Here is a 20,044-nt window from a genome sequence, read left to right as displayed (position 1 = left end):
ATAAAGAATAAGGTTTTTACAACCAAAAAAGAAGGTCGTTATGAATCGTTTTATTATGGCCAACAGTCAGCAATGTCTGGGGTGCCATGCTTGTGAAGTGGCCTGTGTGATGGCTCACAATGATGAGCAACACGTGTTGAGTCAGCACCATTTCCACCCCCGAATTACGGTTATTAAACATCAGCAGCAACGTAGCGCAGTGACTTGTCACCATTGTGAAGATGCGCCCTGCGCCCGTAGCTGCCCTAATGGCGCGATCAGCCACGTTGATGACAGCATTCAGGTCAATCAGCAAAAGTGTATTGGCTGTAAATCCTGCGTGGTGGCCTGTCCATTTGGTACGATGCAAATCGTCCTGACGCCCGTCGCGGAGGGCAAAGTTAAAGCCACCGCGCATAAATGCGACCTGTGTGCAGGGCGCGAAAACGGCCCTGCCTGTGTCGAGAATTGCCCGGCGGACGCGCTGCAACTGGTCACTGACGCTGCACTCTCCGGCATGGCGAAATCCCGCCGCCTGCGCACCGCGCGCCAGGAACATCAACCGTGGCATGCCAGTACCGCGGCACAAGAAATGCCGGTAATGAGTAAAGTCGAGCAAATGCAGGCAACGCCCGCGCGTGGCGAGCCGGATAAACTGGCGATTGAAGCGCGCAAAACTGGTTTTGATGAAATTTATCTGCCGTTTCGTGCCGACCAGGCTCAACGGGAAGCCTCGCGCTGCCTGAAGTGCGGCGAGCATAGCGTCTGTGAATGGACCTGCCCGTTGCATAACCACATTCCACAATGGATTGAACTGGTGAAATCTGGAAACATCGACGCCGCCGTTGAGCTTTCTCACCAGACCAACACCCTGCCGGAAATTACCGGACGCGTCTGCCCGCAAGACCGTCTGTGCGAAGGTGCCTGTACTATTCGCGATGAGCACGGTGCGGTGACTATCGGCAATATTGAACGCTACATTTCGGATCAGGCGCTGGCGAAAGGCTGGCGTCCAGACTTAAGTCATGTCACCAAAGTCGACAAGCGAGTGGCGATTATTGGCGCGGGGCCGGCAGGGCTGGCCTGTGCGGATGTTCTGACCCGCAATGGCGTGGCGGTGACGGTGTACGATCGCCATCCCGAAATCGGTGGCTTGCTCACTTTCGGCATTCCTTCTTTCAAACTGGATAAATCCCTGCTGGCACGCCGCCGGGAGATCTTCAGCGCGATGGGGATTCACTTCGAACTCAATTGTGAAGTGGGTAAAGATGTCTCTTTGGATTCGCTTTTGGAACAATACGATGCAGTCTTCGTTGGCGTAGGCACTTACCGTTCCATGAAAGCGGGTTTACCTAATGAAGATGCGCCGGGCGTTTATGACGCGCTGCCGTTCCTCATTGCCAACACCAAACAGGTGATGGGACTTGAAGAGTTACCGGAAGAGCCATTTATTAATACCGCCGGGATGAATGTGGTAGTACTGGGCGGTGGGGATACCGCGATGGATTGTGTACGTACTGCGCTGCGCCACGGCGCGAGCAATGTCACCTGTGCCTACCGTCGTGATGAAGCCAACATGCCAGGCTCGAAGAAAGAGGTGAAGAACGCCCGCGAAGAGGGGGCGAACTTTGAGTTTAATGTTCAGCCAGTGGCGATTGAGCTGAATGAACAAGGTCACGTCTGCGGGATTCGTTTCCTGCGCACGCGTCTTGGCGAAGCGGATGCACAAGGGCGTCGGCGTCCGGTACCGATTGAGGGCAGTGAATTTGTGATGCCAGCCGACGCGGTGATCATGGCATTTGGCTTCAACCCGCACGGGATGCCGTGGCTGGAGTCGCACGGTGTAACGGTGGATAAGTGGGGCCGCATCGTGGCAGACGTTGAAAGCCAGTACCGTTACCAGACCACCAATCCGAAAATCTTCGCCGGTGGCGACGCCGTGCGTGGCGCGGATCTGGTGGTTACCGCAATGGCAGAAGGACGTCATGCGGCACAGGGGATCATTGACTGGCTAGGCGTAAAATCAGTCAAATCTCACTGATAGCCTACGCAGACAAACCCGACTTCACAGCGTAAGATAATTGTTCATTTCGCGCTGTGGAGTCGGTATGACGCAACAAATCACCCTCATCAAAGACAAAATTCTCTCCGATAACTATTTCACCCTGCACAACATTACCTACGATCTTACCCGCAAAGATGGCGAAGTTATCCGCCATAAACGTGAAGTTTACGATCGCGGTAATGGTGCGACGATCCTCCTCTACAACGCGAAGAAAAAGACCGTAGTTCTGATTCGTCAGTTCCGCGTCGCTACCTGGGTTAATGGCAATGAAAGCGGGCAGCTGATTGAAACCTGCGCCGGGCTGCTGGATAACGACGAACCGGAAGTCTGTATTCGCAAAGAAGCGATTGAAGAGACGGGCTATGAAGTGGGCGAAGTGCGCAAATTATTTGAACTGTATATGTCGCCAGGCGGTGTGACTGAGTTAATCCACTTTTTTATCGCCGAATACAGTGACAATCAGCGCGCTAACGCCGGTGGCGGTGTCGAAGATGAAGATATTGAAGTGCTCGAGCTGCCGTTCAGCCAGGCGCTGGAGATGATCAAAACCGGCGAGATACGTGACGGTAAGACGGTGTTATTGCTTAACTATTTGCAAACGTCACATTTAATGGACTGAAAAATAACAATAATATTTCGTTGTTTATTATTGGCTCAATCCGATAAATCCGATTGAGCCGCGCTACCTGCGCAACGAAGATACGACTTGTGCTGTTTGTTTGAACTTCTGGGGTCGTACCGTCCATGCGCTATCGCATTTTTCTTCTCTTTTTTTTCGCTTTGTTGCCGACGTCTTTGGCGTGGGCGGCACCAGCGCAACGGGCGTTTTCCGACTGGCAGGTCACCTGTAATAACCAAAACTTCTGTGTGGCACGCAATACTGGCGATCATAATGGACTGGTGATGACCCTGAGCCGCAGCGCCGGGGCGCATACCGACGCCGTTTTACGTATTGAGCGCGGCGGGTTGAAATCACCGGATGTGTCGGAAGGGGAAATAGCGCCACGGCTGCTGTTAGATGGTGAGCCGTTGGCGTTAAGTGGTGACAAGTGGCGGATTTCACCATGGTTATTAGTAACCGATGATACGGCAACCATCACCGCGTTTTTGCAGATGATTCAGGAAGGGAAGGCAATCACCTTACGCGATGGCGATCAGACCATTTCTTTGAATGGCTTAAAAGCGGCGTTGTTGTTTATTGATGCCCAGCAAAAGCGCGTTGGCAGTGAAACCGCGTGGATAAAGAAAGGGGACGAACCGCCGCTCAGCGTACCGCCCGCGCCTGCGCTGAAAGAGGTCGCGGTGGTTAACCCAACGCCGACACCGCTTTCTCGTGAAGAACGTAACGATTTGCTGGATTATGGTAACTGGCGGATGAATGGTCTGCGCTGCTCGCTTGATCCGTTGCGTCGTGAAGTGAGCGTTACGGCACTGACCGATGATAAAGCATTAATGATGATTAGCTGTGAGGCAGGTGCTTATAACACCATTGATTTGGCATGGATTGTATCGCGTAAAAAGCCACTGGCCTCGCGCCCGGTACGGTTACGTTTGCCGTTCAACAACGGTCAGGAGACGAATGAACTGGAGTTGATGAACGCAACATTTGATGAAAAAACGCGTGAACTGGTGACCTTAGCGAAAGGTCGCGGATTAAGCGATTGTGGCATTCAGGCGCGCTGGCGTTTTGACGGCCAGCGTTTTCGCCTGGTGCGTTACGCCGCAGAACCGACCTGCGATAACTGGCATGGGCCAGACGCCTGGCCCACGTTGTGGATCACCCGTTAAACATCATGGCGGGGACAGGTAGGCCGGATAAGACGCATCCGGCAATCAGCATCAGGCACCTTTCACTCCCAGCACCTTATGCGCTTTTGCCACAATATTCTCGGCGGTAAAGCCAAAGAACGGGAACAGCTTATCCGCCGGAGCAGACTCCCCGTAACCCGTCATTCCGACAATCGCCCCTTTCAAACCAACATATTTGTACCAGTAATCGGCTATACCCGCTTCTACTGCCACGCGGGCCGCAACGTTAGAAGGCAACACCGACTCGCGATATTCCTCATTCTGGGCGTCGAAAATATCGGTCGAGGGCAGGGAAACCACGCGAACATTACGCCCTTCACCCGCCAGTTTCTCTGCGGCCTGTAGGGTGATTTCCATCTCTGAACCGGTAGCAATCAAAATGATATCCGGCTTGCCGCCGCTGTCTTTCAACACATAACCACCACGAGCAATCTCTTTTACCTGATCCGGTGTTCGTTCTACCTGTGCCAGATTCTGCCTGGAGAGGATCAGCGCCGTCGGTCCGTTGTGGCGCTCAACCGCCAGCTTCCAGCCCACCGCTGCTTCCACCTGATCGCACGGTCGCCAGGTGCTGAAATTCGGCGTTAAGCGCAGACTTGCCAGTTGCTCCACCGCCTGGTGCGTCGGACCATCTTCGCCCAGACCAATTGAGTCGTGGGTATAAACCATAATCTGCCGCGCTTTCATCAGTGCCGCCATCCGCGCGGCGTTACGGGCGTATTCAACAAACATCAGAAACGTTGCGGTATACGGCACAAAGCCACCGTGGTGTGCAATGCCGTTGGCAATAGCAGTCATACCAAATTCGCGTACCCCGTAGTGAATATAATTCCCTGCGGGATCTTCCTTCAGCGACACAGACCCTTTCCAGATGGTGAGATTACTTGGGGCCAGATCCGCCGAACCGCCAAGCAGCTCCGGCAGCATAGGGCCGTAGGCGTTAAGCGTATTTTGCGACGCTTTACGGGTAGCGATTTTCGCCGGATTCGCCTGCAACTCATTGATATATTTCTGAGTCGTTTTCTCCCAGTCCTTCGGCAGACCACCGCTCATTCGGCGAGTAAACTCTTCAGCCAGTTGTGGATGGGCCTTTTTATAAGCGGCAAACTTCTCATTCCAGCTCTGCTGGGCTTTTTCACCTTTTTCGCGGGCATCCCAGGCGTGATAAATCTCTTTGGGGATCTCAAAGGGTGGATGATGCCAGCCCAGTTTTTGCCGTGCCAGCGCGACTTCTTCTTCGCCCAGCGGGGCGCCGTGGGCCTCTTCCTTACCCGCTTTATTAGGCGAACCAAAGCCAATCACCGTGCGGCAGATAATCAACGACGGCTTATCTTTCACGCTTTGCGCTTCGAGGATCGCTTCCTTGACCGCCTGCGGATCGTGGCCGTCGATCTCGTGGACAACATGCCAGTGGTAGGCTTCAAACCGTTTTGCCGTATCGTCAGTAAACCAGCCTTCGGTTTCACCATCAATCGAAATACCGTTGTGATCGTAAAAGCCGATCAGCTTGCCGAGTCCCAGCGTTCCTGCCAGTGAACAGACTTCGTGAGAGATACCTTCCATCAGACAGCCGTCGCCCATAAACACATAGGTGAAGTGATCGACAATCTCATGATCCGGCTGGTTAAACTGCGCTGCCAGCGTGCGCTCCGCTATCGCCAGTCCAACCGCGTTCGCCAAACCTTGTCCAAGTGGACCGGTGGTGGTTTCAACACCTGGCGTATAGCCAATCTCCGGGTGACCTGGGGTTTTCGAATGCAACTGACGGAAGTTCTTCAGCTCTTCCAGCGGCAGGTCATAACCAGTCAGATGTAGCAAACTGTAGAGCAACATCGAGGCGTGACCGTTGGAAAGAATAAAGCGGTCGCGGTCATACCAGGTAGGATCGGTGGGGTTATGTTTGAGAAAGTCGTTCCACAGCACTTCGGCAATATCGGCCATGCCCATCGGCGCGCCGGGATGACCGGAATTGGCTTTTTGCACCGCATCCATACTGAGCGCGCGAATCGCATTGGCAAGGTCTTTTCGGGACATAAAACACTCCGTGGCTGGTTTTAGAATTTGGCGGCAAGAAGATCTTCCAGTTTGCGTTGATCAACGGCGAACAGGCGGATGCCTTCAGACAGTTTTTCTACCGCCATCGGATCCTGATTGTGCTCCCAACGAAATTCCGCTTCGCTCATCGGGGAGGGGCGAGGGAAGGATTGCGATGCCGGGATCAGTTTGCGAACCACTGGCGAAACCTTTTCCTGCAACTCCTTCAGCAAATTCGGCGCGATGGTCAGACGGTCACAGCCGGTTAACGCGAGGATTTGTTCGGTACGACGGAAGCTGGCACCCATCACAATGGTTTCGTAGCGATGCTGCTTATAGTAGTCGTAGATGTTGCGCACAGATTTGACACCCGGATCTTCCTCTACCACATACGGGTCCATCGGTTTGCGCGCCTGATACCAGTCATAAATACGACCTACAAACGGCGAAATCAGAAAAACGCCCGCTTCTGCACAGGCCCGTGCCTGAGCAAAGGAAAACAGCAGCGTCAGGTTGCAGTTAATGCCTTCTTTTTCCAGTTCTTCTGCTGCGCGAATTCCTTCCCAGGTGGAGGCCAGCTTGATCAGAATGCGAGATCTCTCAATGCCCTGTTGTTGGTACAACTCCACGAGATGGCGTGCTTTTTCGATACTTTTTTCTTTGTCAAAAGAGAGGCGTGCGTCAACTTCTGTCGACACGCGACCGGGTACGATTTTGAGAATTTCTGTACCGAAATTGACTGCCAGTTTGTCGCAGGCCGCGATGACTTGTTGTTCCTGGGTCTTGCCATTTTTTTTTCCCCAGGCAATAGCATCGTCTATTAAATGTTCATATTGTGATAAACCGGCAGCCTTGAGTAACAGCGAAGGATTGGTGGTGGCATCCTGGGGATGATAATGGCGAATGGACTCAATATCACCGCTGTCTGCCACGACAGTGGTGAACTGTTTGATGCCGTCTAACTCGTTCATAGGAAATACTCCTTGAAAAGTAAAGTGTTAGATGAGTGCGTTAATTCACACTTCTGAGAAATTTCGCTAAACGCATCAAAAAAGCATAGCAGACAGGCATGGTATTGCTGGATGAAGCAGGTAACATCAGTGTTATGGGATTATTACCAAAACATTATTTGATGGGAGAGAGTTTGGGCTTGCTCAGAATCTCGAAGCTCCGGCAAGGTAATAATGTGCGCCACGTTGTGGGCTGAGGCAGTTGCCCACACCTATTTTTGTGAACGTTACGTGAAAGGAACAACCAAATGGATGAGCAGTTAAAACAAAGTGCACTTGATTTCCATGAATTTCCTGTACCAGGAAAAATCCAGGTTTCTCCGACCAAACCTCTGGCAACCCAGCGCGATCTGGCGCTGGCCTATTCACCGGGTGTCGCCGCGCCTTGTCTTGAAATCGAAAAAGATCCGTTAAACGCCTACAAATATACCGCGCGCGGTAACCTGGTGGCAGTTATCTCTAACGGTACGGCGGTGCTGGGGTTGGGTAATATTGGCGCGCTGGCAGGCAAACCGGTGATGGAAGGTAAGGGCGTTCTGTTTAAGAAATTCGCCGGGATAGATGTGTTTGACATCGAAGTTGATGAACTCGACCCGGACAAATTTATCGAAGTGGTCGCCGCACTTGAGCCGACCTTCGGCGGTATCAACCTCGAAGATATTAAAGCGCCAGAATGTTTCTATATTGAACAGAAACTGCGCCAGCGGATGAACATTCCGGTATTCCATGACGACCAACACGGGACGGCAATCATCAGCACCGCCGCCATTCTCAACGGCTTACGCGTAGTAGAGAAAAATATCTCTGACGTACGGATGGTAGTTTCTGGTGCGGGCGCAGCGGCAATTGCCTGTATGAACCTGCTGGTGGCGCTGGGTCTGCAAAAACATAACATCGTGGTATGCGACTCAAAAGGCGTTATTTATCAGGGTCGTGAGCCGAACATGGCGGAAACCAAAGCGGCTTACGCGGTGGTGGATGACGGCAAACGTACCCTCGACGATGTGATTGAAGGCGCGGATATTTTCCTTGGTTGTTCCGGCCCGAAAGTGCTGACTCAGGAAATGGTGAAGAAAATGGCCCGCGCGCCGATGATCCTGGCGTTGGCGAACCCAGAACCGGAAATTCTGCCGCCGCTGGCGAAAGAAGTGCGTCCGGATGCCATCATCTGTACCGGTCGTTCCGACTATCCGAACCAGGTTAACAACGTGCTTTGCTTCCCGTTCATCTTCCGAGGCGCGCTGGATGTTGGCGCAACGGCTATCAATGAAGAGATGAAACTGGCGGCAGTCCGCGCGATTGCGGAACTGGCCCATGCCGAACAGAGTGAAGTGGTGGCTTCTGCGTATGGCGATCAGGATCTGAGCTTTGGCCCCGAATACATCATTCCAAAACCGTTCGATCCGCGTCTGATCGTCAAGATCGCCCCTGCGGTCGCTAAAGCGGCAATGGAGTCCGGCGTGGCGACGCGTCCGATTGCCGATTTTGACGTCTACATCGACAAGCTGACCGAGTTCGTTTACAAAACCAACCTGTTTATGAAGCCGATATTCTCCCAGGCTCGCAAAGCGCCGAAGCGCGTTGTTCTGCCGGAAGGGGAAGAGGCGCGCGTTCTGCATGCGACGCAGGAACTGGTAACCCTGGGACTGGCAAAGCCGATCCTTATTGGCCGTCCGAACGTGATCGAAATGCGTATTCAGAAACTGGGCTTGCAGATCAAAGCGGGCGTTGATTTTGAGATCGTCAATAACGAATCCGATCCACGCTTTAAAGAGTACTGGAGTGAATACTTCCAGATCATGAAGCGTCGTGGTATCACTCAGGAACAGGCACAACGTGCGCTGATCAGTAACCCGACGGTGATCGGTGCGATCATGGTTCAGCGTGGTGAAGCCGATGCGATGATCTGCGGAACGGTGGGCGATTATCACGAACACTTTAGCGTAGTGAAAAATGTCTTTGGTTATCGCGATGGCGTTCACACCGCAGGCGCAATGAACGCGCTGTTGCTGCCGAGTGGTAACACCTTTATTGCTGATACCTATGTTAATGATGACCCAGACGCAGAAGAGCTGGCGGAGATCACGCTGATGGCGGCAGAAACTGTCCGTCGTTTCGGTATTGAGCCGCGTGTTGCTCTGTTGTCGCATTCCAACTTCGGTTCTTCCAACTGCCCGTCGTCGAGCAAAATGCGTAAAGCGCTGGAGCTGGTCAGGGAACGTGCGCCTGAGCTGATGATTGATGGCGAAATGCACGGTGATGCGGCGCTGGTAGAAGCGATTCGCAACGACCGTATGCCGGACAGCACCCTGAAAGGTTCCGCTAATATTCTGGTGATGCCGAACATGGAAGCTGCTCGTATTAGTTACAACTTACTGCGCGTTTCCAGCTCGGAAGGTGTCACCGTCGGCCCGGTGCTGATGGGCGTGGCGAAACCGGTTCACGTGTTAACACCGATCGCGTCAGTGCGTCGTATCGTCAACATGGTGGCGCTGGCCGTGGTTGAAGCGCAAACCCAACCGCTGTAATTCTTGCTTAACTATCACGCTTACCCTGAGTAATTCGGGGTAAGCGATTTTTATATTATTAATACGTCTTACTGCTTTTACTAATAGCAAATAAATTACCCGACATAAAATAAAGCAATATCTTTATATTTATTCATGCTCTGCATATGAAAGTTTATGTATCACGGTAAATATCTCTCCATTCTTAGTGATCTACCTCACCTTTTAAACACGCTTGCCGAATTTTGTTATTTACTCTGACGAAAAATTGTCACGATACACGCACGTTTTTTACAGGCGGCGACTCATGGACAAAGAACGCATCATTCAGGAATTTGTACCTGGGAAACAGGTCACGCTGGCGCATTTGATTGCGCATCCGGGTGAAGAACTGGCGAAGAAAATCGGCGTTCCGGATGCTGGCGCAATTGGCATTATGACGCTAACTCCCGGCGAAACGGCGATGATCGCCGGTGATTTAGCGCTGAAAGCCGCTGATGTGCATATCGGTTTTCTCGACCGTTTTAGCGGCGCGCTGGTGATTTATGGCTCGGTGGGCGCAGTAGAAGAAGCGTTATCACAAACCGTCAGTGGTTTAGGACGCTTATTAAATTATACGCTGTGTGAAATGACTAAAAGTTAATACGAGGCATTCATGAAACGAATTGCGTTTGTGGGTAGCGTCGGGGCAGGAAAAACAACGTTATTTAATGCGTTGCAGGGAAATTATACCATCGCCAGAAAAACACAGGCCGTGGAATTTAATGATAATGGCGATATTGATACTCCTGGTGAATATTTTAGCCATCCCCGTTGGTATCACGCCTTAATAACCACGCTACAGGATGTGGACATGCTGATATATGTCCACGGCGCAAATGATCCAGAAAGCCGATTACCTGCCGGGCTGCTGGATATTGGCGCCAGTAAACGGCAAATCGCCGTTATCAGTAAAACGGACATGCCGGATGCTGACGTCACCGCAACGCGACAGTTATTGCTTGAGACTGGCTTTGAGGAGCCAATTTTCGCGCTAAACAACCATGACCCGCAAAGCGTGCAGCAACTGGTGGATTATCTGACATCTCTCACCGAACAGGAGGAAGCAGGTGAAAAAACTCATCACAGCGAATGATATTCGTGAAGCACACGCGCGCGGCGAACAGGCAATGTCCGTGGTTCTGCGCGCCAGCATTATTACCCCTGAAGCGCGCGAAGTGGCGGATCTACTGGGTTTTACCATCACCGAGTGCGATGAATCGACGCCTGTAATGGCATCCGTTCCCGCCAGTGCATCAGCCGATAAAACCGAAAGCCAGCGCATCCGCGAAACCATCATTGCCCAGCTGCCGGAAGGCCAGTTTACCGAAAGCCTGGTCGCGCAGCTGATGGAAAAAGTGATGAAGGAAAAACAGTCACTGGAGCAGGGGGCAATGCAGCCGAGCTTCAAATCGGTGACCGGCAAAGGCGGCATCAAAGTGATTGATGGCAGCAGCGTCAAGTTTGGTCGTTTCGATGGCGCTGAACCGCACTGCGTGGGCTTAACTGATCTTGTGACCGGAGACGACGGCAGCAGTATGGCCGCTGGTTTCATGCAGTGGGACAACGCCTTCTTCCCGTGGACCCTGAACTACGACGAAATCGACATGGTGCTGGAAGGGGAGCTGCATGTTCGCCACGAAGGCGAAACCATGATTGCCAAAGCGGGCGACGTGATGTTTATCCCGAAAGGATCCAGCATCGAATTTGGTACGACATCCAGCGTGAAATTCCTGTATGTCGCCTGGCCGGCTAACTGGCAGTCCCTATGAAAGATTTCATCACCGAAGCATGGCTAAGAGCGAACCATACGCTCAGCGAAGGCGCAGAGATCCATCTCCCTGCGGACAGTCGCCTGACGCCCTCTGCCCGGGAGTTACTGGAAAGCCGCCATCTGCGCATCAAGTTTATTGACGAACAGGGTAGCCTGTTTGTTGATGATGAACAGCAGCAGCCGCAGCCCGTTCACGGGCTGACCAGTAGCGATGAACATCCGCAGGCGTGCTGCGAACTGTGCCGCCAGCCGGTGGCGAAAAAACCAGACACACTGACTCATCTGTCGGCGGAAAAAATGGTTGCCAAAAGCGATCCGCGCCTGGGTTTTCGCGCTGTTCTCGACAGCACCATTGCGCTGGCTGTGTGGCTGCAAATTGAACTGGCGGAACCGTGGCAGCCGTGGCTGGCGGATATTCGCTCGCGTCTTGGCAACATTATGCGTGCCGATGCGCTGGGGGAACCGCTGGGCTGCCAGGCGATTGTCGGGCTTTCTGACGAAGATCTGCATCGACTTTCTCACCAGCCGCTGCGCTATCTCGACCACGATCATTTGGTGCCGGAAGCTAGCCACGGGCGCGATGCGGCGTTGCTGAATCTGCTACGTACCAAAGTGCGTGAAACCGAAACCGTAGCGGCGCAGGTGTTTATCACCCGCAGTTTTGAAGTATTACGCCCGGACATCTTGCAGGCGCTGAACCGCCTTTCGAGCACAGTTTACGTGATGATGATCCTGAGCGTAACGAAGCAGCCGCTAACGGTGAAGCAGATCCAACAACGACTGGGGGAGACGCAATGATTATTGAACGTTGTCGTGAACTGGCGTTGCGAGCGCCCGCCAGAGTGGTTTTTCCAGATGCTTTAGACCAACGTGTGCTGAAAGCTGCGCAATATTTACATCAACAAGGTCTGGCAACGCCCATTCTGGTCGCCAATCCGTTTGAACTTCGTCAGTTTGCGCTCAGTCACGGCGTGGCGATGGACGGGCTACAGGTGATTGATCCGCATGGCAACCTCGCAATGCGGGAAGAATTTGCTCATCGCTGGCTGGCCCGCGCGGGCGAAAAAACGCCGCCGGATGCGCTGGAAAAACTCACCGAACCGCTGATGTTCGCCGCCGCAATGGTCAGCGCCGGTAAAGCGGATGTCTGTATCGCGGGCAACCTCTCTTCCACGGCGAATGTGCTGCGTGCCGGATTACGCATTATTGGCTTGCAGTCTGGCTGTAAAACGCTCTCTTCCATTTTCCTGATGCTGCCACAGTACAGCGGTCCGGCGTTGGGCTTTGCCGATTGCAGCGTGGTGCCGCAGCCGACGGCGGCGCAGCTGGCGGATATTGCGCTTGCCAGCGCCGAAACCTGGCAGGCCATCACCGGAGAAGAGCCGCGCGTGGCGATGCTGTCGTTTTCCAGCAACGGTAGCGCCCGTCACCCCTGCGTTGCCAATGTGCAACAGGCGACAGAAATCGTCCGTGAACGCGCACCGCAGTTGGTAGTCGATGGCGAGTTGCAGTTTGACGCCGCTTTCGTGCCGGATGTCGCGGCGCAAAAAGCGCCTGCCAGCCCGCTACAGGGCAAAGCCAATGTGATGGTTTTTCCGTCGCTGGAAGCCGGAAATATTGGCTACAAAATCGCACAACGGCTTGGCGGGTATCGTGCCGTCGGGCCATTGATACAAGGACTTGCCGCGCCGATGCACGATCTCTCTCGTGGTTGTAGCGTGCAGGAAATTATCGAACTGGCGCTGGTGGCAGTCGTACCGCGTCAGACAGAAGTGAACCGCGAAAGCAGTTTACAAACACTGGTTGAATGAACGGTCCCGTTCTGGACCCTGATAAAGAGGAAAACACAATGGAAGCATTAGGAATGATCGAAACCCGGGGCCTGGTTGCACTGATTGAGGCTTCTGACGCGATGGTGAAAGCTGCGCGCGTCAAACTGGTCGGCGTGAAGCAGATTGGCGGCGGCCTGTGCACTGCGATGGTTCGCGGTGATGTTGCAGCCTGTAAAGCCGCGACCGATGCTGGTGCCGCAGCGGCACAGCGTATTGGCGAGCTGGTATCCGTACACGTTATCCCGCGTCCGCACGGCGACCTGGAAGAAGTCTTCCCGATCGGCCTGAAAGGCGACAGCAGCAACCTGTAATCACCCTGTGTGACGTCGATTCGGGCGTCACGCTCTCTCCTTTTTCATTTTACCTTCCGCGGAGGGTAGGGGGAGCTTTTACCTGAAATACGCCACGGAGGCGGGTATGAAACTGGCAATCGTCACTGGACAAATTGTTTGTACCGTACGCCATCACGGACTGGCGCATGACAAATTGCTGATGGTGGAAATGATTGATCCACAAGGTAATCCTGACGGGCAATGTGCCGTCGCCATCGACAATATTGGCGCGGGAACCGGGGAGTGGGTGTTGCTGGTGAGTGGCAGTTCCGCCCGCCAGGCGCATAAAAGCGAAACGTCACCGGTCGATCTGTGCGTGATTGGCATCGTCGATGAGGTGGTGTCTGGCGGTCAGGTTATTTTCCACAAATAAGGCAGAACATCATGAATCAACAGGATATTGAACAGGTGGTGAAAGCGGTACTGCTGAAAATGCAAAGCAGTGGCACGCCGCCCGCCGCCGTTCATGAGATGGGCGTTTTCGCTTCCCTGGATGACGCCGTTGCGGCAGCCAAAATTGCCCAGCAAGGATTAAAAAGTGTGGCAATGCGCCAGTTGGCGATAACAGCCATTCGTGAAGCAGGCGAAAAACACGCCAGAGATTTAGCGGAACTTGCCGTCAGTGAAACCGGTATGGGCCGCGTTGAAGATAAATTTGCCAAAAACGTCGCCCAGGCGCGCGGTACGCCAGGCATTGAGTGTCTCTCTCCGCAGGTGCTGACGGGTGACAACGGCCTGACCTTAATTGAAAACGCGCCCTGGGGCGTGGTGGCTTCGGTGACGCCTTCCACTAACCCGGCGGCAACCGTAATTAACAACGCCATCAGCCTGATTGCCGCGGGCAACAGCGTCATTTTTGCCCCGCATCCGGCGGCGAAAAAAGTCTCCCAGCGGGCGATTACGCTGCTCAACCAGGCGATTGTTGCCGCAGGCGGGCCGGAAAACTTACTGGTTACCGTGGCCAATCCGGATATCGAAACCGCGCAACGCTTGTTCAAGTTTCCAGGCATCGGCCTTCTGGTGGTGACGGGCGGCGAAGCGGTAGTGGAAGCGGCGCGCAAACACACCAATAAACGCCTGATTGCCGCAGGTGCCGGTAATCCGCCAGTGGTGGTGGATGAAACCGCCGACCTCGCCCGTGCCGCTCAGTCCATCGTCAAAGGCGCTTCTTTCGATAACAACATCATCTGTGCCGATGAAAAGGTGCTGATTGTTGTTGATAGCGTAGCCGATGAACTGATGCGTCTGATGGAAGGCCAGCACGCGGTGAAACTGACCACAGAGCAGGCGCAGCAGCTGCAACCGGTGTTGCTGAAAAATATCGACGAGCGCGGAAAAGGCTCCGTCAGCCGTGACTGGGTTGGTCGCGATGCGGCGAAAATCGCGGCGGCAATCGGCCTGAACGTCCCGTCAGAAACGCGATTGCTGTTTGTAGAAACCACCGCAGAACATCCGTTTGCCGTGACCGAACTGATGATGCCGGTGCTGCCCGTCGTGCGCGTCGCCAACGTGGCGGATGCCATTGCGCTGGCGGTGAAACTGGAAGGCGGTTGCCACCACACGGCGGCGATGCACTCGCGCAATATCGAAAACATGAACCAGATGGCAAACGCTATTGATACCAGCATTTTCGTCAAAAACGGACCGTGCATTGCCGGGCTGGGGCTGGGCGGGGAAGGTTGGACCACCATGACCATCACCACGCCAACCGGTGAAGGGGTAACCAGCGCGCGTACTTTTGTCCGCCTGCGTCGCTGTGTATTAGTCGATGCGTTTCGCATTGTTTAAGGAGTAACCGATGGCGCACGACGAACAATGGCTCACCCCGCGTTTGCAAACGGCGGCAACGTTGTGTAACCAGACGCCCGCCGCGACGGAATCTCCGCTGTGGCTGGGGGTGGATCTGGGCACCTGCGATGTGGTGTCGATGGTTGTCGATCGCGACGGTCAGCCGGTGGCGGTATGCCTCGACTGGGCCGATGTGGTCCGCGACGGCATCGTGTGGGATTTCTTCGGCGCTGTCACCATTGTTCGTCGCCATCTCGACACGCTTGAGCAGCAATTCGGTCGCCGTTTTAGCCATGCGGCGACCTCATTTCCTCCTGGTACGGACCCGCGTATATCCATCAACGTGCTGGAATCCGCCGGGCTGGAAGTGAGCCATGTGCTGGATGAGCCAACTGCCGTGGCGGATCTGCTGCAACTGGATAACGCAGGTGTAGTGGATATCGGCGGCGGCACCACCGGCATTGCCATCGTGAAAAAGGGCAAGGTGACTTACTCGGCGGATGAAGCCACCGGCGGACATCACATCTCTCTGACTCTCGCCGGAAATCGCCGTATTTCGCTGGAAGAGGCGGAGCAGTACAAGCGCGGACATGGTGAAGAGATTTGGCCTGCGGTGAAACCGGTGTACGAAAAAATGGCGGACATTGTCGCCCGGCATATTGAAGGGCAGGGCATTACTGATTTATGGCTGGCGGGCGGCTCCTGTATGCAACCGGGCGTGGCGGAACTGTTTCGCAAACAATTCCCGGCGTTACAGGTGCATCTACCGCAGCACAGTTTGTTTATGACCCCGCTGGCGATCGCCAGTAGTGGGCGAGAGAAAGCGGAGGGGATCTATGCAAAATGAATTGCAGACCGCGCTCTTTCAGGCGTTCGATACCCTGAATCTGCAACGGGTAAAAATATTTAGCGTCCCGCCTGTCACACTCTGCGGTCTGGGCGCAGTGAGCAGTTGCGGGCAGGAAGCACAAACGCGCGGGCTGAAACATTTGTTTGTGATGGTGGATGGCTTTTTGCATCAGTCGGGGATGACCGCCGGGCTGATTCGCAGTCTGACCGTCAAAGGTATCGCTATGACGCTCTGGCCGTGTCCGGTGGGCGAACCGTGCATTACTGACGTGTGCGCAGCCGTGGCGCAGCTGCGTGAATCAGGCTGCGATGGTGTCATCGCGTTTGGCGGTGGCTCGGTGCTCGATGCAGCGAAAGCCGTAGCGTTGCTGGTGACGAATTCCGATAGCACGCTGGCAAAAATGTCAGAAACCAGCGTTCTGCAACCACGATTGCCGCTGATTGCCATTCCAACGACCGCCGGAACCGGCTCTGAAACGACTAACGTGACGGTGATTATCGATGCGGTAAGCGGGCGCAAACAGGTGTTAGCACATGCCTCGCTGATGCCGGATGTCGCGATTCTCGACGCTGCGCTAACCGAAGGCGTGCCGTCGCATGTCACGGCGATGACTGGCATTGATGCGTTAACTCACGCCATTGAAGCGTATAGCGCGCTGAACGCCACCCCGTTTACCGACAGCCTGGCGATTGGCGCCATTGCGATGATTGGTCAATCGCTGCCGAAAGCGGTGGGCTACGGTCACGACCTTGCCGCGCGCGAGAGTATGTTGCTGGCTTCATGTATGGCGGGAATGGCGTTTTCTAGCGCCGGGCTTGGGTTATGCCACGCGATGGCGCATCAGCCAGGGGCAGCGCTGCATATTCCGCACGGTCTGGCGAACGCCATGTTGCTGCCAACGGTGATGGAATTTAACCGGATGGTTTGTCGTGATCGGTTTAGTCAGATTGGTCGGGCACTGCGAACTAAAAAATCCGACGATCGTGACGCTATTAATGCGGTAAGCGAGCTGATAGCGGAAGTTGGGATTGGTAAACGACTGGGCGATGTTGGTGCGACATCTGCGCATTACGGTGCATGGGCGCAGGCCGCGCAGGAAGATATTTGTCTGCGCAGCAACCCGCGTACCGCCAGCCTGGAGCAGATTGTCGGCCTGTACGCAGCGGCGCAATAAATGCCGGATGCGACGCTTGCCGCGTCTTATCCGGCCTGGGGGATTGCACATGTAGGGCGGATAAGGCGTTCACGCCGCATCCGCCAGTGGCGCGGTGCAAGTGCCGGATGCGACGCTTGCCGCGTCTTATCCGGTCTACAGGATTGCACATGTAGGGCGGATAAGGTGTTTACGCCGTATCCGCCAATAAATAACAACTAACAGGGAGTAAAGGCGATGGGAATTAACGAAATCATCATGTACATCATGATGTTCTTTATGCTGATAGCTGCCGTAGACAGGATCCTGTCGCAGTTTGGCGGTTCTGCACGTTTCCTCGGTAAGTTCGGTAAAAGTATCGAAGGATCCGGCGGGCAGTTCGAAGAAGGTTTTATGGCAATGGGCGCACTGGGCCTGGCGATGGTCGGTATGACCGCGCTGGCACCGGTACTGGCCCACGTACTCGGGCCGGTGATCATCCCGGTTTACGAAATGCTCGGCGCCAACCCGTCGATGTTCGCCGGAACGCTGCTGGCGTGCGATATGGGCGGCTTCTTCCTCGCCAAAGAGCTGGCGGGCGGCGACGTAGCAGCGTGGCTATACTCTGGGTTAATTCTCGGGTCGATGATGGGGCCAACGATTGTGTTTTCCATTCCGGTGGCGCTCGGCATTATCGAACCTTCTGACCGTCGTTATCTGGCGCTCGGTGTGCTGGCCGGCATTGTGACCATTCCAATTGGCTGTATTGCTGGTGGTCTGGTAGCTATGTATTCCGGCGTGCAAATCAACGGCCAGCCTGTGGAATTCACCTTTGCCCTGATCCTGATGAACATGATCCCGGTACTGATCGTCGCGGTACTGGTGGCGCTGGGGCTGAAATTCATCCCGGAAAAAATGATCAACGGCTTCCAGATCTTCGCCAAATTCCTCGTTGCATTGATTACCCTCGGCCTTGCTGCCGCGGTGGTGAAATTCCTGCTTGGCTGGGAACTGATCCCGGGCCTGGATCCGATCTTCATGGCCCCTGGCGATAAACCAGGTGAGGTGATGCGCGCCATTGAAGTTATCGGTTCTATCTCCTGCGTGCTGTTAGGGGCATATCCGATGGTGCTGTTGCTGACCCGCTGGTTTGAAAAACCGCTGATGAGCGTCGGTAAAGTGCTGAATATGAACAATATCGCGGCAGCTGGCATGGTGGCAACGCTTGCTAACAACATCCCGATGTTCGGCATGATGAAGCAGATGGATACCCGCGGCAAAGTCATCAACTGCGCCTTCGCCGTTTCCGCTGCTTTCGCCCTGGGCGACCACTTAGGCTTCGCCGCTGCCAACATGAACGCCATGATCTTCCCGATGATTGTCGGCAAATTGATCGGCGGCGTTACGGCGATTGGCGTGGCGATGATGCTGGTACCAAAAGAAGACGCGACTGCGGCTAAAACCGAAGCGGAGGCGCAATCGTGAACACTCGTCAGCTACTGAGCGTCGGTATCGATATCGGCACCACCACCACCCAGGTGATTTTCTCCCACCTGGAGCTGGTTAACCGTGCGGCGGTGTCGCAGGTGCCGCGCTACGAATTCATCAAACGCGAAATTAGCTGGCAAAGCCCGGTGTTCTTTACCCCTGTCGATAAACAGGGCGGTTTAAAAGAAGCGGAGCTGAAAACTTTAATCCTCGAGCAATATCAGGCTGCGGGCATTGCACCGGAAAGCGTTGATTCCGGTGCCATCATCATCACCGGCGAAAGTGCAAAAACCCGCAATGCTCGTCCGGCGGTGATGACGCTCTCCCAGTCGCTGGGCGATTTTGTGGTCGCCAGCGCCGGACCGCATCTCGAATCCGTGATTGCCGGTCACGGTGCCGGGGCGCAAACCCTCTCTGAACAACGGCTGTGTCGGGTACTGAATATCGATATCGGCGGCGGCACGGCGAACTACGCCCTGTTCGATGCCGGAAAAATCAGCGGTACTGCCTGCCTCAACGTTGGCGGTCGCCTGCTGGAAACCGACAGCCAGGGACGCGTGGTTTACGCCCATAAACCGGGGCAGATGATTGTGGATGAGTGTTTCGGCGCAGGCACTGACGCCCGTTCGCTGACTGGCGCGCAGCTGGTGCAGGTTACCCGGCGGATGGCGGAACTGATTGTCGAAGTGATTGACGGAACGCTCTCGCCGCTCGCGCAGGCATTGATGCAAACCGGTTTACTGCCCGCAGGTGTTACGCCCGAAATCATTACGCTTTCTGGCGGCGTGGGCGAATGTTATCGCCACCAGCCCGCCGATCCGTTCTGTTTTGCCGATATTGGTCCGCTGCTGGCAACGGCGCTGCATGACCATCCGCGCCTGCGTGAGATGAACGTGCAGTTTCCGGCGCAAACCGTGCGCGCCACGGTGATTGGCGCGGGCGCACATACTCTTTCGCTCTCTGGCAGCACAATCTGGCTGGAGGGCGTACAACTGCCGCTGCGTAATTTGCCGGTGGCGATCCCAATTGATGAAACGGATCTGGTGAGTGCCTGGCAACAGGCGCTGATTCAGCTGGATCTTGATCCCAAAACTGACGCGTACGTGCTGGCGCCTCCCGCCTCGCTGCCTGTGCGTTACGCCGCGGTACTGACGGTCATCAACGCGCTGGTCGATTTCGTCGCGCGTTTTCCGAATCCGCATCCCCTGCTGGTGGTGGCCGGGCAGGACTTTGGTAAAGCTCTGGGCATGTTGTTGCGCCCACAGCTACAACAACTCCCGTTGGCAGTCATTGACGAAGTGATTGTCCGCGCGGGGGACTATATCGACATTGGTACGCCTCTTTTTGGCGGATCGGTTGTGCCGGTGACGGTGAAATCACTCGCATTTCCTTCCTGAGGGAACGA

18 protein-coding genes are annotated in these 20,044 nt (G+C 54.7%); 16 read left to right on the top strand and 2 right to left on the bottom strand.

Annotated elements, in window-relative coordinates; translation table 11 throughout:
- Window positions 1-40 precede the first annotated feature (40 nt).
- The 3 genes from aegA to FEK50_RS07315 all read left to right on the top strand — a co-directional run bounded on the left by aegA (window position 41) and on the right by FEK50_RS07315 (window position 3,832).
- Entirely contained in the window at window positions 41-2,020 is a 1,980-nt protein-coding gene (aegA, locus tag FEK50_RS07325) for a formate-dependent uric acid utilization protein AegA (RefSeq protein ID WP_130216798.1), read from the top strand.
- A gap of 67 nt (window positions 2,021-2,087) precedes the next feature.
- Window positions 2,088-2,663 (top strand): GDP-mannose pyrophosphatase NudK, encoded by a 576-nt coding sequence (gene nudK / locus FEK50_RS07320; RefSeq protein WP_000193711.1) that lies wholly within the window; start codon window positions 2,088-2,090, stop codon window positions 2,661-2,663.
- Between the two features lie 125 nt (window positions 2,664-2,788).
- Window positions 2,789-3,832, top strand: a complete 1,044-nt coding sequence (locus FEK50_RS07315; RefSeq protein WP_131162100.1) for a DUF1176 domain-containing protein — start codon at window positions 2,789-2,791, stop codon at window positions 3,830-3,832.
- Between the two features lie 51 nt (window positions 3,833-3,883).
- On the opposite strand, the gene tkt is transcribed toward FEK50_RS07315, so the two are convergent.
- Both tkt and tal read right to left on the bottom strand, forming a co-directional pair.
- Window positions 3,884-5,887, bottom strand: coding sequence for a transketolase (tkt, locus tag FEK50_RS07310; RefSeq protein WP_131162099.1), 2,004 nt, complete (start codon window positions 5,885-5,887; stop codon window positions 3,884-3,886).
- Between the two features lie 20 nt (window positions 5,888-5,907).
- The gene (gene tal / locus FEK50_RS07305) at window positions 5,908-6,858 is read right to left on the bottom strand and encodes a transaldolase (RefSeq protein WP_130207425.1); all 951 of its coding nucleotides are present in this window, start codon (window positions 6,856-6,858) and stop codon (window positions 5,908-5,910) included.
- Between the two features lie 287 nt (window positions 6,859-7,145).
- Between tal and maeB the strand changes: the two genes are divergently transcribed.
- From maeB to eutA, 13 genes are all read left to right on the top strand, one after another.
- On the top strand, window positions 7,146-9,425 hold the full coding sequence (gene maeB, locus FEK50_RS07300; RefSeq protein WP_131162098.1) for an NADP-dependent oxaloacetate-decarboxylating malate dehydrogenase: 2,280 nt from the start codon (window positions 7,146-7,148) through the stop codon (window positions 9,423-9,425).
- A 286-nt stretch (window positions 9,426-9,711) separates the two neighbouring features.
- The gene (eutS, locus tag FEK50_RS07295) at window positions 9,712-10,047 is read left to right on the top strand and encodes an ethanolamine utilization microcompartment protein EutS (protein ID WP_000356956.1); all 336 of its coding nucleotides are present in this window, start codon (window positions 9,712-9,714) and stop codon (window positions 10,045-10,047) included.
- 12 nt (window positions 10,048-10,059) lie between these two features.
- Window positions 10,060-10,539, top strand: a complete 480-nt coding sequence (gene eutP, locus FEK50_RS07290) for an ethanolamine utilization acetate kinase EutP (RefSeq protein ID WP_131162097.1) — start codon at window positions 10,060-10,062, stop codon at window positions 10,537-10,539.
- A complete protein-coding gene (gene eutQ / locus FEK50_RS07285) occupies window positions 10,514-11,215 on the top strand; it encodes an ethanolamine utilization acetate kinase EutQ (protein ID WP_131162096.1) in 702 nt (233 codons plus the stop codon). The genes eutP and eutQ overlap by 26 nt, the downstream gene beginning before the upstream one ends.
- Window positions 11,212-12,015 (top strand): ethanolamine utilization cob(I)yrinic acid a,c-diamide adenosyltransferase EutT, encoded by an 804-nt coding sequence (gene eutT / locus FEK50_RS07280; RefSeq protein WP_130260656.1) that lies wholly within the window; start codon window positions 11,212-11,214, stop codon window positions 12,013-12,015. The genes eutQ and eutT overlap by 4 nt, the downstream gene beginning before the upstream one ends.
- Window positions 12,012-13,028 carry a phosphate acetyltransferase gene (pta, locus tag FEK50_RS07275; RefSeq protein ID WP_131162095.1) on the top strand — a complete coding sequence of 339 codons (1,017 nt, stop codon included), beginning with the start codon at window positions 12,012-12,014 and terminating at the stop codon, window positions 13,026-13,028. The genes eutT and pta overlap by 4 nt, the downstream gene beginning before the upstream one ends.
- A 38-nt stretch (window positions 13,029-13,066) precedes the next feature.
- Window positions 13,067-13,360 carry an ethanolamine utilization microcompartment protein EutM gene (gene eutM, locus FEK50_RS07270; RefSeq protein ID WP_000387713.1) on the top strand — a complete coding sequence of 98 codons (294 nt, stop codon included), beginning with the start codon at window positions 13,067-13,069 and terminating at the stop codon, window positions 13,358-13,360.
- A gap of 106 nt (window positions 13,361-13,466) precedes the next feature.
- Complete coding sequence (eutN, locus tag FEK50_RS07265; protein WP_130207415.1) at window positions 13,467-13,754, top strand: ethanolamine utilization microcompartment protein EutN; 288 nt, start codon at window positions 13,467-13,469, stop codon at window positions 13,752-13,754.
- An 11-nt stretch (window positions 13,755-13,765) separates the two neighbouring features.
- Window positions 13,766-15,169 carry an aldehyde dehydrogenase family protein gene (locus FEK50_RS07260; RefSeq protein ID WP_131162094.1) on the top strand — a complete coding sequence of 468 codons (1,404 nt, stop codon included), beginning with the start codon at window positions 13,766-13,768 and terminating at the stop codon, window positions 15,167-15,169.
- 10 nt (window positions 15,170-15,179) lie between these two features.
- Entirely contained in the window at window positions 15,180-16,016 is an 837-nt protein-coding gene (gene eutJ / locus FEK50_RS07255; protein ID WP_001551440.1) for an ethanolamine utilization protein EutJ, read from the top strand.
- Window positions 16,006-17,193 carry an ethanolamine utilization ethanol dehydrogenase EutG gene (gene eutG, locus FEK50_RS07250; protein WP_131162093.1) on the top strand — a complete coding sequence of 396 codons (1,188 nt, stop codon included), beginning with the start codon at window positions 16,006-16,008 and terminating at the stop codon, window positions 17,191-17,193. The genes eutJ and eutG overlap by 11 nt, the downstream gene beginning before the upstream one ends.
- A gap of 216 nt (window positions 17,194-17,409) precedes the next feature.
- Complete coding sequence (eutH, locus tag FEK50_RS07245; RefSeq protein WP_000512386.1) at window positions 17,410-18,636, top strand: ethanolamine utilization protein EutH; 1,227 nt, start codon at window positions 17,410-17,412, stop codon at window positions 18,634-18,636.
- The gene (gene eutA, locus FEK50_RS07240; protein ID WP_131162092.1) at window positions 18,633-20,036 is read left to right on the top strand and encodes an ethanolamine ammonia-lyase reactivating factor EutA; all 1,404 of its coding nucleotides are present in this window, start codon (window positions 18,633-18,635) and stop codon (window positions 20,034-20,036) included. The genes eutH and eutA overlap by 4 nt, the downstream gene beginning before the upstream one ends.
- Window positions 20,037-20,044: the final 8 nt, after the last annotated feature.

This window comes from Escherichia sp. E2586, assembly GCF_005781105.1.
In the GTDB taxonomy this organism is placed as follows: Bacteria; Pseudomonadota; Gammaproteobacteria; order Enterobacterales; family Enterobacteriaceae; genus Escherichia.
Note: the sequence above shows the minus strand (reverse complement) of the source record. Positions and strands in the feature narration are given on the sequence as shown.

Bases quoted from the DNA above. Each gene is read 5' to 3' on its own strand.
- tkt (WP_131162099.1), bottom strand. From the start codon at position 5,887: ATGTCCCGAAAAGACCTTGCCAATGCGATTCGCGCGCTCAGTATGGAT.
- pta (WP_131162095.1), top strand. From the start codon at position 12,012: ATGATTATTGAACGTTGTCGTGAACTGGCGTTGCGAGCGCCCGCCAGA.
- nudK (WP_000193711.1), top strand. From the start codon at position 2,088: ATGACGCAACAAATCACCCTCATCAAAGACAAAATTCTCTCCGATAAC.
- eutH (WP_000512386.1), top strand. From the start codon at position 17,410: ATGGGAATTAACGAAATCATCATGTACATCATGATGTTCTTTATGCTG.
- tal (WP_130207425.1), bottom strand. From the start codon at position 6,858: ATGAACGAGTTAGACGGCATCAAACAGTTCACCACTGTCGTGGCAGAC.
- eutM (WP_000387713.1), top strand. From the start codon at position 13,067: ATGGAAGCATTAGGAATGATCGAAACCCGGGGCCTGGTTGCACTGATT.
- maeB (WP_131162098.1), top strand. From the start codon at position 7,146: ATGGATGAGCAGTTAAAACAAAGTGCACTTGATTTCCATGAATTTCCT.
- eutN (WP_130207415.1), top strand. From the start codon at position 13,467: ATGAAACTGGCAATCGTCACTGGACAAATTGTTTGTACCGTACGCCAT.
- FEK50_RS07260 (WP_131162094.1), top strand. From the start codon at position 13,766: ATGAATCAACAGGATATTGAACAGGTGGTGAAAGCGGTACTGCTGAAA.
- eutJ (WP_001551440.1), top strand. From the start codon at position 15,180: ATGGCGCACGACGAACAATGGCTCACCCCGCGTTTGCAAACGGCGGCA.
- eutP (WP_131162097.1), top strand. From the start codon at position 10,060: ATGAAACGAATTGCGTTTGTGGGTAGCGTCGGGGCAGGAAAAACAACG.
- aegA (WP_130216798.1), top strand. From the start codon at position 41: ATGAATCGTTTTATTATGGCCAACAGTCAGCAATGTCTGGGGTGCCAT.
- eutS (WP_000356956.1), top strand. From the start codon at position 9,712: ATGGACAAAGAACGCATCATTCAGGAATTTGTACCTGGGAAACAGGTC.
- FEK50_RS07315 (WP_131162100.1), top strand. From the start codon at position 2,789: ATGCGCTATCGCATTTTTCTTCTCTTTTTTTTCGCTTTGTTGCCGACG.
- eutT (WP_130260656.1), top strand. From the start codon at position 11,212: ATGAAAGATTTCATCACCGAAGCATGGCTAAGAGCGAACCATACGCTC.
- eutG (WP_131162093.1), top strand. From the start codon at position 16,006: ATGCAAAATGAATTGCAGACCGCGCTCTTTCAGGCGTTCGATACCCTG.